The sequence below is a fragment of the Candidatus Polarisedimenticolia bacterium genome, from assembly GCA_035764505.1.
GTDB lineage: Bacteria > Acidobacteriota > Polarisedimenticolia > Gp22-AA2 > AA152 > AA152.
This window is the reverse complement of sequence record DASTZC010000008.1, coordinates 1-15,761: the sequence shown is the minus strand read 5'-3', so window position 1 is coordinate 15,761 and position 15,761 is coordinate 1. Positions and strand designations below refer to the sequence as shown.

Sequence of the window (15,761 nt, the reverse complement as noted above, 5' to 3'; positions counted from 1 at the left end):
GGCGACCAGGCTGGTGGAGCAGGCGGTCTGGATCACCAGGCTCGGCCCGCGCAGGTCGAGGCGGTACGAAAGGTGGGTCGCCAGATAATCGTGCTGGTTTCCCAGTGATGTCTGAAAGCCTCCCACCGACAGGGCCGCCTGAGGATTCGACAGGATGTTGCTCAGAAGATAGCTGTTGGGCCCGGAGCCGGCGAAGACGCCGACTCGCAGGTCGTGGCGATCCGACAGGTATCCGGCATCTTCCAGGGCCGACCAGGCGTCTTCCAGGAAGGCGCGGAACTGCGGATCCATCAGCTCCGCCTCACGCGGCGTGAAGCCGAACAACCCGGCGTCGAAGAGGTCGACCTGCTTCAGGTCGGCGGCGCGGCGTACGAAGCGGGGGTCCGCAAGATCGCCGCTGTCCACGCCCGCCGCGCGCAGCTCGTCGTCGGTGAGATCGCGGATCGATTCGATGCCGGCGCGCAGATTACGCCAGAAGGCTTCCACCGAGTCGGCGCCGGGGAAGCGTCCCGCCATGCCGACCACGGCGATTTCCAGGGGGATCTGACCTTCTTTATGCATGCCGGTTCTCGACCCTGGGCGCCAGGCGCCTGTGGGAGATACGGGAAATGGCTGGAAAGCGGGCATTTTCACGGACCCCACGCCTCGCCGTCAAGAAGATTCGCTTCATGGCTTCGCTTCCGCCGGAGTGGCCCGGCTCTTCGTCCGGGCGCGGGCGGCGGCGCGCCGCCGCGCACCCCGCAGCCGGTCCGGCGCGGCCGCGTCGCTTTCTTGCACGCCGTCGGCGAGGCGGGCCGCCAGGGACGCGACGGTCGGGAAGCGGAACAGCTCGACGATGGAAATATCGGTGTGCAGATTTTCGCGCAGCCTGGCATGCACGCGGGCCAGCAGGAGCGAGTGTCCCCCCAGGTCGAAGAAGTTGTCGTGCGCCCCGACGCGCTCCCGTCGCAGCGCTTCCGCCCAGATCTCGGCGATGGCCCGCTCGATCTCGCCGCGCGGCGCCTGATAAGGCCTCTCCTGCGAGGAGGGCTCGGGGAGCCGGCTTCGATCGAGCTTGCCGTTCGCGGTGAGCGGCAGGCTCTCCAGGAAGGCCCAGGCTGAAGGCAGCAGCGGGTCGGGAAGCCACCGCCCCATGTGGGCGCGCAGCGCTTCCGCGCTCAGGAGCGGCTCCTGGACGAGGGGCAGATCGAGAGAGCAGGGTGCGCCGGGGACCAGCGCCCGGCCCGATCCCTCACGTGCCGCATAGACGTAACGCAGGGAAGTGCGCTCTAACAATGGATCCTGATCGACGTGGACCTGGAAGCCATGATCTTCCAGGAGAGAAACGATCGGCGCCAGGTGTTCTCCAAGGTCCAGCTCGAGGACCGCCTGATCGATCCGGGCCCAGTCCTCCTCCCGAATCCCGTGCAGCACATCGAGCTCCGCCTTCTCGGCGTTGATCTTGAGGAGATGGATGCGCTCGATCCGCTGCTCGGCCAGCAGATCGGACAGCGTCCGCAGCGGCACTTCGAGCTTCACCCCGGCGAAGCGCTCCTCCAGAAGAGCGTCGGCTTCCTGCGCCAGCCGTGCCGCCTCCCCGGCTCCGGAGCGCCCCTGGTTCTCCAGGAACGACTTCACCACCTGCTTTTCCACCTCGGGGTCCGCATACAGTCCCGAGAAGAGGGAAAAGCCGGGGAAAAAGGTGAAAGCGGCGCGGCGCTCGCGCTCCGCCAGCCCGATCTCGAAAGCCGACGCCGTGGGCGCGAACAGCGACAGGTTGGCGCGCAGGATCGCCTGCAGATGCGGATTCGGCTCGAAGGCCAGGATTCTGGTCTGCGGGCGCGCCAGGCCCGCGAAGAGGCTGAACAATCCGATGTTGGCCCCGACGTCGAAGACCGTGTCGCCGGCGCGCAGGGTGATCCCGTGGCGCGTGTAGGCGCGCAGCTCGAAGATCTCCCGGTAGATGTAATCGGTCTCGTTGCGGTTCAGCTCGGCCACCGCCATGCCGTTGGGGAGCCGCCGGCGCTTGTGCCCCTGCACGGTGGGGGAGACGCGGGGATCGGGGACGACATAAGCGACCAGACGCGCGCCTCCGAGAGGATCGGGGCGGGCGATCACCGCCGCATCGCGCACGTCGGGATGGCTTCGCAGCACGGCTTCGGCTTCCCGCGGCTCCACGCGGTGGCCGCGGATCTTCAGCTGTCCGTCGGCCCGGCCGAGGAATTCCAGCCGGCCGTCGCGCAGGCGGCGGGCGCGATCTCCGGTCCGGTACATCCTCTCTCCGGGGCGCGCGGCAAAGGGATCGGGGACAAAGCGGTCCGCAGTGAGCGCGGCAGCGCCCAGGTAGCCGCGCGCCACGCCGTCGCCGCCAACGAACAGCTCGCCCGGCATCCCGACGGGGACCGGCTCCAGCCGCTCGTCCAGCAGGTAGACCCCGGCGTTGGACAGGGCGCGGCCCAACGGAGCGCCCGGCCGGGCCACATCCGCAGGCTCCGGGAATCCCGCCACGGCGCCGACCGTCGCCTCGGTTGGCCCATAGTGATTCGCGACGCGGCACTCGGGCGCCAGCTCGCGCAGCTTCGTCAGGAGCGGGCCGGGGGTGGCTTCGCCGCCCAGCACGAGCAGGCGGCGCGGCATGATGCGCGCGGGGCGCGACGCTCCCAGCAGCGCCTGCAGGTGGGAAGGGACGATCTTGAGGCAATCGACCGGAAATCTCTCGAAATAATCGGCGGCCCCCTCGGCGTCGAAGGAGAGATCCGCCGGCAGGAGATGCAGGCAGCCGCCGGTGGCGAGGCAGGGGAACAGCGCCGTGTTGCCGAGATCGGCGGCCAGCGTGGAGACCAGGCCGAAGCGCCATCCGGAGCCGATCTCGAGGCGCTCGATGGCTGCCGTGACGTAGCCGGCGATCTGGCGATGCTCGATCCCGACCCCTTTCGGCCGTCCCGTCGATCCGGAGGTATAGATGACGTAGGCAAGATTGGCGGAGGTCGCATCGAGGGCGGGGCGGGATGCCGGCTCACGGGAGGCGCCGAGCTGGTCCCCGTCGATCGAGACAAGCGGCGCACCGATCCCGGCGAGCCGCTCCGCCAACCGGCTATTGGTCAGGACGAGCGCGGCGCCGCAATCCTCGATGACCCAGCGCAGGCGCGCCTCCGGCTGGCCGGTCTCGAGCGGAACGTAGGCGCCTCCCGCCTTGAGCACCGCCAGCAGCGCGACGACGGATTCGATCGAACGGTCGAGAAGGATCGCCACGCGGCGCTCCGGGCCGATCCCGAGCTTGCGCAGCCGCAGCGCGAGACGACTGGCTCTCTCATTCAGCTCGGCGTAGCGGAGTGTCTGTTCTCCCATTGAAAGCGCCGGGGCGTCGGGCGTCCCGACCGCCTGGCGCTCGAACAGCTCGTGCAGCAGGCTGTCGCCGCCGGCTCCGCGCAGTGGAGCGGAGTATTCCCTATCCAGCTCGTCCCGCTCCCCGGGCTCCCGCAGGGACAGCGCCAAAAGCGGCGCGTCGGGCGCGGCGAGCGCCTTCTCGAGGAACCGCCGCATGCGCGCGAAGATCGTCTCGATGGTCTGGCGTTCGAACAGGTCGGTGTTGTACTCGAAGCCGCCCTCGAAAGCGTCCTCCGTCTCATCGAGGACGAGCATGAGATCGAACTTTGCCGTGTGCGAGTCGATCTCGAACGGTGACATCTTCAGGCCGGGCAGGTCAACTTCGGGCAGGTAGGGGCTCTGGAGCGCGAACGCCGTCTGGAACAGCGGCGCGCGATTGAGCGCCCGCTCCGGATGGAGCTCCTCCACGACCCGCTCGAAGGGGACGTCCTGGTTGACGTAGGCCGACAGCGACGCATCCCGAACCCGGGTGAGAAGCCCGCGGAAAGTCAGCAAGTCGCCCCTTCCGTCCACCCGCACGGCGAGTGTGTTCACGAAAAAGCCGACCAGTCCTTCCGCCTCGGCGGCGCGGCGGTTGGCCACCGGCGTGCCGACGACGATCTCGCGCTGGCCGGCGTGGCGCATCAGGGTCCAGGAGTAGCCGGCCAGCAAGGCCATCTGCAGCGTGACTCCCTCGGAGCGGGCCAGCCGGGTCAGTCGATCGCGCAACCCCGCCGGCAGGGCGACATGGAGAGTCTCCCCGTTCCAGCTCGCTGTCATGGGGCGGGCTCGATCGGCCGGCAGATCGAGCGTGGCGGGGGCCCCTTGCAGCGCAGATCGCCAGTGGGCAATCTGCCGGTCCAGCTCGCCCTCCTCCAGCCAGTCGCGCTGCCAGGCTGCCCAGTCGGCATACTGGATCTCCGGGTCGGCCAGGGGAGTATCGTGTCCCTGGGCGAAAGCCCCATAAAGGATGCTCAGCTCCCGCAGAAGCACCCCCATCGACCAGCCATCCGCGGAGATGTGGTGCACCACCATCGACAGCAGGTGCGATCGCCGGCCCAGGCGCAGAAGCCGCGCGCGCAGCACCGGTCCCCGCGCCAGATCAAAAGGAAGCGCCGCCTCCTCGGACAGCAGCCGGCGGGCCGCGGTCCGCACGTCGTCTCCCTCGGAGGGCACGGGCTCCGGCTCGAGGCGCAGGACGGGCGGAGGATCGATGGCCTGCTCGGGCCCCTCCGGCCCTTCGACGAAGCGGGTGCGCAACGATTCGTGGCGCCGCAGGATCTCCGACATCGCCCGGCTCAGGGCTTCCAGGTCCAGATCTCCCTCGAGCTCGACCACCGCCGGCAGGTTGTAAGCGGCGGAGCCGGGCTCCAGGCGATGGAGGAACCAGAGCCGCCGCTGCGCATAGGAGAGGAGATTCCGCCGGGGTCCCGAGGCGGGACCGATGGGAGGAGGAGCGGGAGCTCCGCCGCTGCGGGCGGCGGCCTGGGCGATCCCCGCGGGCGTCGGCGATTCGAACAGGGTCCGCAGGGGCATCTCGACCCCGAAGGCGCGCCGGACCCGCGACAGGACACGGGTCGCCAGCAGCGAATGGCCTCCCAGCTCGAAGAAGTTGTCGGTCGCCCCCACGCGCGAGAGTCCCAGCACCTCGGCGAACAAGCCGCACACCACCTCTTCCTGGGGAGTTCGTGGCACGACGTAAGCCGCCGCCGCGCCCCAGTCGGGATCGGGCAGGGCCTGCCGGTCGACCTTGCCGTTCGGGGTGAGAGGGAGTGCCTCGAGGAGCATGAGGGCGGCCGGCACCATGTACTCGGGGAGCGCGCCGGAAAGATGCGCTCGCAGCTCCGTCGGCGTGATGCGCGCCCCCACGTGAGGCACGACATAGGCGGCGAGACGCTTGCCGGCGCTGTGCTCGTGCGAGGTCACCACCGCCTGACGGACCGCCGCGTGGCGCGTCAGGGCGACCTCGATCTCTCCCGGCTCGACGCGATAGCCGCGGATCTTTACCTGCAGGTCGATCCGTCCGAGAAACTCCAGGTTTCCATCGCCCCGGAAGCGTGCCAGGTCTCCCGTGCGGTAGTAACGCGCGCCCGGCTCCTCCGAGAAAGGGTCGGGGAGGAATCGCTCGGCGGTGAGATCGGCCCGGTCGTGGTAGCCGCGCGCCAGCCCCGCGCCCCCGACGCACACCTCCCCCGGCACGCCGGCGGGAATGAGGCGTCCTCGGCCATCGAGGAGGTAGACGGGGGCGTTGGGAATGGGACGTCCGATGGCGGGGAGCGCAGGCCACTCGGAAGGATCCCCCTCGAGCACGAAGGTCGTCACCAGGTGGGTCTCGCTCGGACCGTAATGGTTCACCAGCCGGCAGGAAGGAAGCCGTGCGAAGAAGGCGCGCAGCGCAGGGGTAATCTTGAGCTGCTCGCCCGCCGTGTCGATCTCGCGCAGGCTCTCCGGGTAGAGATCCTCCTCGGCGGCCGTCTCGGCCAACTGGTTGAGCGCGACGAAGGGAAGGAAGAGACGCTCGACGCGCTGCTCCTCGATCCGCCGGAGCAGACGCGGCGTATCGCGCCGCTCGTCTTCGGAGACGAGCACGACACAGCCGCCCGCCGCGAAGGTCGAGAAGATCTCCTGGAACGAGACATCGAAGGAGAGCGGCGCGAACTGCAGCGTCCGGCCTCCTCCGGAGGCCTGCGAATCCCGCCGCTGGAATGAAAGGAGATTGGCAATGGCCCGGTGGCTCATGGCCACTCCCTTGGGACGCCCCGTCGAGCCGGAGGTGTAGACGGCATAGACCAGGGCGTCGGATGGGACCTGCAGGTCGGGCGGGATGTCCTCCTCCCGTGCAATTCGCGCCCAGTCTTCATCCAGGCGGATGATCCCGCCGGCGGCTTGCGGGAGCCTGCTTTGGAGCGACGCCTGGGTCAGCACGACGGCCGCCCCGACATCCTCCAGGATGAGAGCGATGCGGTCCGGAGGATACTCCGGGTCGAGAGGGACGTAGGCGGCCCCCGCCTTCATGACCCCGAGGAGCGCGACGAGATTGTCGAAGGAGCGCTTCACGCACACGGGCACGAGATCCTCGCACCCCACGCCGCGCTTTCTGAGATAGCGGGCGAGGCAGTTGGCGCGCGCGTCGAGCTGACCGTAAGTGATCCGGTCCTCTCCGAAGAGCGCCGCGGTGGCATCCGGAGCGAGTCGCGCATGCGCTTCGAAGGCGCCATGCGCGAGCAGGGGATCGCCGTAAGCAACACGGTTAGCATTCCACTCGTGCAACAGCCGCCGCCGCTGGGCTTCGTCGAGGGTGAGCAGGTCGGCCAGCGCCCGGTCGGGATGAGCCAGGCCTTCTTCGAAGAGCCGGCGCAGCTCGTCGGCGAAGCCGCGCATCCGATCGCCGTCGAAAAGCTCGGTGCTGTAATTCAGAGCCCCCTCCAGCCCCGCGGCCGTTTCATAGAGGAGGAGCTCTACCTCGAAGCGCGTGACGCCCGTATGCGGCTCCTCGTACGACAGATCGAGACCAGGGAGCGCAATCTCCCCGAGCGGCGCGTTCTGCAGGGCGAAGAGGGTCTGGACGACGGGATTGGCTCCCGGCGTCCGCTCCGGCTGCATCGCTTCGACGATGCGCTCGAAAGGAACGTCCTGATTGGCGTAGGCGCCAAGGCACGACTCGCGCATGCGACGGATCAGGCCGCGGAAGGTGGGGTTTCCTGAGAGCCGGACGCGCACCGGAAGCGTGTTGACGAAAAACCCGATCAGGGCCTCGGCCTCCACAGCCCTCCGGTTGGCCACCGGCATCCCTACCGCGAAATCTCTCTGCCCCGACCGGCGCCCCAGGACCGCGGCATAGCCGGCGAGAAGCACCATCGTCAGTGTGGCGCCTTCCTGGCGCGCCAGCCGCTCGAGGGCGTCGCGCAAATCCGCCGGCAGATGGATCGGCATAGGAGCGCCGGCGTGAGTGGGGCGACTGGACCGGGGACGGTCGGAGGAGAGCACGAGGGTCTCGGATCCGTCCAGCTCGCGGCGCCACCAGGCGAGCTGGCGCTCCATCTCTCCTCCCGCGAGCCAGCGCCGCTGCCAGGCCGCCCAGTCGGCATACTGGATCGCGATCTCCTCCAGCTCTCCGGAGCGGCCCGACACGCAGGAGCCGTACAGCGCGCCCAGCTCGCGGATCAGGACCGCCGTCGACCAGTCGTCCGCGACGATGTGGTGCATCGTGATCTGCAGGAAATGCTCTTGCTCTCCCAGCTTGAGCAGCGTGGCCCGAAGGAGGCGATCGCGGGCGAGATCGAAGGGCCGGCGCGCCTCGGAGTCGATCCGTCGCCGGGCCGCCTCGCGGCGTTCCCCTTCTTCCAGCCGCGACAGATCCTCGAAGTCGATGGGGAATTCCGTGGGGGAATCCAGGGACAGCTCCGGGCCGTCGGGTCCTTCCACGAACCGGGTCCTCAAGGCTTCCTGACGCCGGACCAGCTCGGTCAGCGCCCATTGCAGGGCGCCGGCATCCAGCGTGCCTCGAAGATGGACGGTGGAGGGGAGGTTGTAAGCCAGCGAAGCGGAGTCGAGGCGATGCAGAAACCAGAGCCGCTGCTGGGAAGAGGAGGGGAGCCGGCGCTCCTCGGCCGATGCGGGAGCCAGCGGGGGAGGCGCGCTCGCGGAGTCGAGCGATGCGATTCTCATCGCCAGGGCGCGGACCGTCGGGGACTCGAAGATCGTGCGCAGGGGGACTTCGAGGCCGAGCGAGCATCGGATCCTTGAGACCACCTGCGTCGCCAGCAGCGAATGGCCTCCCAGCGCGAAGAAATCGTCCCCGGCCCCCACGCGCTTCAGCCGCAGCACCTCCTGGAACGCCGCCGCGATCGCGGCCTCCACGTGGCCGGCGGGAGGCTCGTAATCGGTCGTGATGCTCCATTCCGGCTCCGGGAGCTTTCGACGATCCACCTTGCCGTTGGCTGAAAGAGGCAGAGCTTCCAGCGGGACGATTGCGGAAGGAATCATTGCCGCCGGCAGACGCTCGGCCAGGCGCTGTCGCAAGCGCTCCGGATCGAATGTTTTCCCGCGCGGCACGACGTAGGCGGCCAGCCGCAGGACACCTTCCGGATCGGGCCGGGCGACGACGGTGCAGGCCCCGACCTCTTCCTGCACGGCCAGGGCGGCTTCGACCTCGGCCGGCTCGATGCGCTGGCCGCGAATCTTCACCTGGTCGTCGCTGCGGCCGGCGAAGACGATTCGCCCGTCCTGAAGGTACCAGGCGCGATCGCCGGTCTTGTAGAGACGGGCGCCTGGCTCTCCGAAAGGATCGGGGACGAAACGCCCGGCGGTGAGATCCGGCTTTCCCAGGTAGCCGCGCGCCACGGCGGGACCGCCCAGGTAGATCTCGCCGAAGACCCCCGGGGGAACGGGGCGGAGCCGTTCGTCCAGCAGATAGATTGTGGTGTGGGAGAGCGGACGGCCGACCGGAGGCGTCGCGGGGAGGCTCGCGCCGTCTCCCACGAACCCGCAGGTGGAATCGATCGCCGTCTCGGTGACACCGTAGCTGTTGGCCAGCCGCGTGTCGCTCCCGAAGGCGGCACGGAACGGCTCGATCTCGGCGCTGGTCCAGACATCCGACCCGACCACCGCGATGCGGAAGGAATCGAGCCGCACCCCGCGCTCGCGGGCGCAAGCCGCCAGCGGGCGGGCGATGGCTGGCACGAAATCGCCGAACTCGACTCTCTCCCGCTGGATCAAATCGAGCAGGCGGGCGGGCTCCAGGAGCCGATCGCGCTCACAGAACACCAGGGTCCCGCCCGAGCCCAGTGCGCGCACCACGTCGCCGACGCAGACGTCGAATCCGAGAGCCGCCATCTGCAGGTGAGCGCCGATATCCTCGAGCCGGTAGAGGCGGTCCCAGGCGGCGTAAGCAGCCGCCAGCGAGGCGTGCGTCACCATGACGCCTTTCGGCGCACCGGTGGTCCCCGAGGTGTAGATCACGTAGGCGAGCGATTCGGGAGAGACTCGCCGCCGCGGTGGGACCGCGTCGATCGTTTCTTCCAGCGGAACTACCGCGCAGCCGGTGGATTCCACGAGCTCCGTGCGGGCTTTGGTGGTGAGCACGACTCGCACGCCGGCATCCTCGATCATGGCGGCGAGGCGCTCGGGCGGTTGAAAAGGATCCAGCGGGACGAACGCGGCGCCCGCCTTCAGCGCCGCCAGGATGCCCACCAGCATCTCGGGAGATCGATCCACGCACAGGCCGACCCGGGATTCTTCGCCGATTCCCATCTCGAGCAGACTCGCAGCGAGGCCGCCGGATCGGGAATCGATCTCGCCGTAGGTAACACGTCTATCTCCCAGGACCGCGGCGATGCGCTCCGGTGCCGCGGCCGCCTGTCGCGAGAACCGCTCATGAATCAGCGGTCCGGAAGGAGCCAGGTCCTTCCTGCCGCTCCACGCATCGAGGATCTCCCGCTCCTCTTCCGGAGTCATTAGAGGCAGCCGGGAGACGCGCGCATCGGGATCGGCGACGATCGCCTGCAGGAGGATCCCGTAGTGCTCCACCAGACGCCGGATGGTCTCCTCCTCGAAGCGATCGGCGTCGAATTCGATGGTCCCCGCCAGTCCTCCCTCCGCCTCCTTGAGATCGAAGGTCAGATCAAACTTGGCCACCGGCAGGTCGATCTCCAGCTCTTCCACTTCCAGCCCCGCGAGGCGCAGGTCCACGCCGCCGGCGTTCTGCAGGACGAAAAGCAGCTGGAACATCGGCGTCGTGCTCGACTCGCGCTCCGGCCGCAGCGCCTCGACGATCCGCTCGACCGGGACCTCCTGATGGGCGAAGGCCTCCAAGGTCGTGGCCCGGACCCTGTCCAGCAGCTCGCGAAACGTCGGATCTCCCGACAGGTCGGCGCGCAGCACCAGCGTGTTGACGAAGAAGCCGATCAGGTTCTGCAGCTCGACCCGGCTTCTCCCCGCGACCGGCGAGCCGATCAGGAAATCCTCCTGGCCGGTCTTCCGGGAGATCAGGATCTCGAAGGCGGCGAGCAGGGTCATGTAGAGAGTGGCCCCCTGGCTGCGTCCGAGGGACTTCAGCGATTCACTCAGATGGGCGGAGAGCTGCAACCTGTGGTTCCCGCCGCGGCGCGACACCGGTGAGACGCTCAGGGAGGGAAGATCGAGCCTCTGCGGCGCGCCCGTGAGCCGGCGCTTCCAGTAGGACAGCCCGTCTTCGCGCTCGCTTTCGAGCCGGCGATCGCTCAGCCAGGCGGCATAGTCGACGTACTGGACCGGGAGGTCCTCGAGGACCGGGTCCCTTCCCGAAACATGCGCGTCGTAAAGCGTCGAGAGATCGCGCAGCAGGACGCCGATCGACCAGCCGTCGGTGATCAGGTGGTGCATGACGACGACCAGAGCATGCTCGGTGGAAGAGATCTCCACCAGCGCAGAGCGCATCAGGGGCCCCTCGGCCAGGTCCCACGGGACACGGAGAAGCTCGTGCGCCGCACGCGTCGCCTCCTCGATGACGCTGCCGCCCGGCGCCAGGACACGGCGCAGATCGACAGGCGATGACTCCCGGACGATCTGCCGCGGCTCGCCGTTTTCGTTCACGAAGATCGTGCGCAGCGACTCATGCCGCGCAACGACGCCGGCGAGCGAGCTCTCCAGCGCCGCGACGCTCAGCGCGCCCCGGAGGCGGACCGCGCCGCACAGCGTGTAGCCGTGCGAAGCAGGATCCATCTCGTGGAGGAACCAGAGACGCCTCTGGGCAGGGGAGAGCGGAGCCGTCCTCTCCTCTTGTCGCGGCATCGTGGTGACGCCGGAGGCGGCGACTCCTTCCTCGTCCAGCAGCGCGTCGAGCAGCTCCAGCTCGGAGCCCTGACCGAGCTCGAGGCCCGTCCCGCCACCCGTCCCATGGTCCCGGATCACGGCGTCCTCACCTGATCCGCCCTGCCGGCGAGCATCTCTCGCGCCGCCGCCGGAGTCATCGCCCGCATTCGCGCGAGGGCCCGCGCGGCGCGCTCCACGTGCCCATCGGCCGGCTGGTGCGCGATCAAGGCGCGCGCGACACCCGCCACGGTGGCGGTCTCGTAGAAGGCGGTCATCGGCAGCTCGACCCGGAAGGCGCGGCGCAGTGCCGCCAGCAGGCGCACGGCATGCAGGGAATGGCCGCCGAGCTCGAAGAAGTCGTCGTCGGGACCGATCCCTTCCACCCGCAGCGCCCGGCGCCAGAGATCGGCCACGGCCTCCTCCACTGGCGTGAGCGGGCGGGCCGGCCGGACCTTGGGGATCGCCGCCGAGGGAGCCGGGAGCCCTCGGCGGTCCACTTTGCCGTTGGCATTCACCGGCAAGGCCTCGAGGACCACGAACCGCGAGGGGATCATGTAAGCGGGAAGACTCCCGGCGAGGGCGCGACGCAGCGCGGCGAGGTCCCCTGCCTTCGGGTCGGTCCAGACCAGGTAGCCCACCAGTCCGGTCGCCTCGCCGTCCGGGCGCGCCGTGACGGCCGCCTCGCGGACGCCGGGCATCCGGGCGAGTGCCTTCTCCACCTCTCCCATCTCGACACGGAAACCGCGCACTTTCACCTGTCCATCGCGGCGTCCGAGGAACTCGAGCCTGCCGTCCTGCCTCCAGCGGACGATGTCGCCCGTCCGATACAGCCGCAGGCCCGACCTTTCGAAGGGATCGGGCACGAAGCGCTCGGCGGTCAGGTCTGCTCTGCGCGAGTAGCCGCGCGCCACGCCGTCGCCGCCGATGAAGAGCTCCCCCGGCGATCCGATGGGGACGGGCGCCATCCGCTCGTCCAGCACGTAGACACGCGCATTCGCGGCGGGACGGCCGATCGGCACCCGATCGCCGACGAGGTCCGCCTCGCCGAGCACCTCGCAGCAGGCGAGGGTCGCCGTCTCCGTCGGGCCGTAGGCGTTCACCACGCGGCGGCATCCCGCGGCGAGGAGGCGCCGGAGCCGGGACGGGTCCATCACGTCGCCGCCGACGATCACCTGGGGAATCGCGGCCAGCGAAGCCATCTCCTCGTCGACCACCAGATGGAAGAGACCGGTGGGGAATTCCGCGATGGTGACGGCATGATCCCGCAGGAGCCGGGCGATCTCGGACGCGGAGACCATTCCGGGGGGTGGGATGACGAGCCGACCGCCGTGCAGCAGGGCGGCCCAGATCTCCAGAGTCGAGGCGTCGAAGGCGACCGGTGCGATCTGCAGCACCGTCTGCTCGGGGCCGAAGCGCGCGTACTCCGTCCCGAGGACGAGGCGGAGGATGTTGCGATGAGTGACCTCGACCCCCTTCGGCTCTCCCGTCGATCCCGACGTGAACATGATGTAGGCGAGGCTGTCGGGGCCGGACGCCGGAAAAGGCGCGGGTTCCGGGGCGCCGGTGTGAAGGTCCGCGCAGGAGACCACGCCTCGCGCCCCTTCTGCCAGGGGGATGCGGCCGTCGCTCACAAGGAGGCTCGTCCCGGCCTGCTCGAGCAATCGCCGTGTGCGCTCGGGCGGCGATTCGGGATCGACCGGAACGTAGGCGCCTCCGGCGCGCAGCACACCCAGCATCGCCACGAACAGCTCGGGCGAGCGCTCCATTGCCAGCGCTACGCGCGAGTCGGGGCCGATGCCGCGTGCCCGCAGCGCACCGGCGATGGCGAGAGAGCGACGGCCCAGCTCGCCGTAGGTCATGGCCCCCCCTTTGAAGGAGAGGGCGACCTCATCCTCCCGGTTCCGGGCGGCGCGCTCGAAGACCTCGGGGATCCCCGCCTCCCGCGGGTAGGGACGGCGCGTTTCGTTCCACTCCACCACGACGCGGCGCCTCTCCGCCTCCGGCAAGACCGAAATCTCGCCGAGAGGCGCATCCGGGTGTGACAGCAGATCCTCCATGGCGGTGGTGAGCCGCCGCAGAATGGCACGGGCTGACGGCTCGTCGTACCGGGAGATCCGGTAGACGGCACGGAACCGCAGCCCCCCCGAGTGCTCCGCAACAATGGTCAGGGGGTAGTTGGTCTCCTCGTGCAGGTGCACCGAGGCGACCTCGAAGTGCTTCCGGCGCCCGAGGGCGGCGAGATCGACCGGATAGTTCTCGAAGACGAGGACGCTGTCGAACAGCGGTGCGCCCGGCGAAATCGGAGCGCAGCGTTGGACGAGAGCGAGGGGCGCATACTCGAACTGCCTCAGCTCGGCCCCGGTTTTCTGCAGCGACCTCATCCAGTCCAGGGCACGGGTTCGAGGGTCGATGCTTGCGCGGACCGGCAGCGTGTTGATGCACAGCCCGACGAGCGATTGAATCCCCGCAACCGATGGAGGCCGGCCGGAAGAGGTTGCCCCGAAGAGGACGTCCCGCTCGCCGGAGGAGGCGGAGAGGACGAGGGCCCAGGCCGCCTGGATCAGGGTGCCCGTCGTCAGGCCGAGGCATGCCGAGCGACGGGCGGCGTCGGGAGGCCCGTCTTCGTCGACGACCCGGCTCTCCTCGCCGGCGGCTCGGGTCCCCCCGGGATCGGGAAGCGGCGTGGGGGAGACGAATCTTTCCAAACAGCCGCGGAAGTAGCGCTCCGCATCGCCGACGTCGCCCGCCGCCAGCCATTCCGCGTAGTGGCGAAGCGCCGAGCTCCTTGACGGCGGCGGGGCGCTGCCCGAGACGAGCGATTCGTAAAGATCGAACACCGTCTGAAGCGTCAGGGGGAGCGACCAGCCGTCCAGGAGGATGTGGTGATGGGTGAAGGCGCAGACCAGCCGATCGGGCCGGGTTCGGATCAGATCGATCCGCGCCAGAGGGGGACGATGGAGATCAAAACCGGAAGCCCGCGCTTCCGCCAGGATTGCCTCGAGATTCTCCTCCGGCTCGGAGCGCAGGCGAACCGGAAGGGCGACCTCACGGCGGATCCACTGGACCGGCCGCTCCCGACCTTCCCATTCGAAGCCGGCGCGCAGCGCGGAGTGCCGATCGAAGGCCAGCTGCCAGGCCCGTCCCAGGATTTCCGGGTCTACCTCGCCCGTGAGCTCCAGCGCGATCTGCGAGACGTAAGGGTCTTTTCCCGGCTCCCGCAGGTGGTGGAAGAGCATCCCTTCCTGCATCGGGGTCAGGGGCAGCATCTCCTCGATCTCGCCGCGCGGTGCGAGCTGCGCCGCGAAACCCGACAGCGCTCGGCGGAAATCATCAGTCAGGCGCTGCGCCGTGATCTCGTCGATCTGCGTGCGCGAGGTGGCCCACCGGACCGAGAGCCGTCCGCCGACCACGCTCGCATCGATCTCCAGCGCATGGGTGCGCCGTGCGCGCGGGGAACGCTGCGGTGAGGAGGGCTCACGCAGCGAGCCGAAGAGGGAGTCCTCTCCCAGCAGAGTGTCGAAGCGGCCCAGGTAGTTGAAGCTGATCGGCGGCGTGGGAATGCGCCCGAGTGCTTCGCGCATCTCGGGCCGTGGGGAATGGCGGCGCAAGGCTTCGAAGCCATCGCCGGAAGCGCGTCCTGCGGCGCCGCGCACGACCTGGAGAGTGGCGGCGAAGTCGAGCGCATCGATGCGGTCGATCAGAACCGGCCGGATCTGGGTGAACCAGCCCACGGTGCGGGAGATATCGAGATCCGGAAGGAGATCACGACCGTGGCCTTCCAGCTCGACCCAGAGCGATCGCGTGCCGGTCCAGGAGGCGCAGGCGGCGGCCACAGCGGCGAGCAGGACATTCTCCATTCCCTCGCCGGCGGCGAGCGCGGCGCGCTGCAGCGCTTCGAATTCCTGCGGCTCGAGCTCGACCTCGTGGTAGGAGGTGGTCTCCTCGACCGCCACGGCGGAGCCCCGCAGAGGCAGGGGCACCGGGTCGAAGCTCACGGTCCGAAGCCATGGTTCGGCCTGGTCGTCGAGGCGTCCCGAATGCACCGTCTCGAGGAGCGCCCGGGCCCATGCGGCGGCAGTCTCCGTTCTGGGGGGAAGCTCGATGGGCCCGCCGCGCCGGATCTGCCGGTAGACACGCTCGAAGTCCTCGGCCAGCAGGCGCAATGAAACGCCGTCCAGGACGAGGTGATGGCCGACGAGGACCAGCGTCGTCTTGCACCGGGCGGCGTCCGCAACAATCCCGAAGGCGATGACGGGGGAGCGCGACAGGTCGAGGCTTTCCGACAAAAGGCGAGCGCAACGTGTCACGGCGGCCTCGCGGTCCTCGCCCGGGCCGATCTCCACCCATGGCACCTCGGCTTCTTCCGCGTCGGGAGCGGCGATCACCTGGCGCCAGCCGGACGGGCCGCGCTCGAAGCGCGCCCGCAGGAGGTCGTGATGCTCCAGCAGCGCGGCGGCGGCGCGCCGCGCCGCATCGGGATCGAGGCTCTCACGAGTTTCGAGCGCGACCGCCATGTTCCAGTGGCTCGCTGCGTCGAAATCCTGCTCGAAGAACCATTCCTGCATCGGCAGCAAGGGGGCTTCGCCGATGAAGGCGGTGCGCGAGACGTCGGTTTTCTGCAGCTG

Annotated in this window: 3 protein-coding genes; all 3 read right to left on the bottom strand. The window is 69.2% G+C overall.

Going from position 1 to position 15,761, the window contains the following annotated elements; translation table 11 throughout:
• Positions 1-561, bottom strand: a 561-nt coding sequence (locus VFW45_00425) for a polyketide synthase (protein HEU5179228.1), incomplete at its 3' end; no start/stop codon positions are given.
• Between the two features lie 105 nt (positions 562-666).
• Complete coding sequence (locus tag VFW45_00420; GenBank protein ID HEU5179227.1) at positions 667-11,235, bottom strand: amino acid adenylation domain-containing protein; 10,569 nt, start codon at positions 11,233-11,235, stop codon at positions 667-669.
• Positions 11,232-15,761 (bottom strand): amino acid adenylation domain-containing protein (locus tag VFW45_00415; GenBank protein ID HEU5179226.1); only part of this gene is annotated, 4,530 nt, incomplete at its 5' end. The genes VFW45_00420 and VFW45_00415, both read right to left, overlap by 4 nt.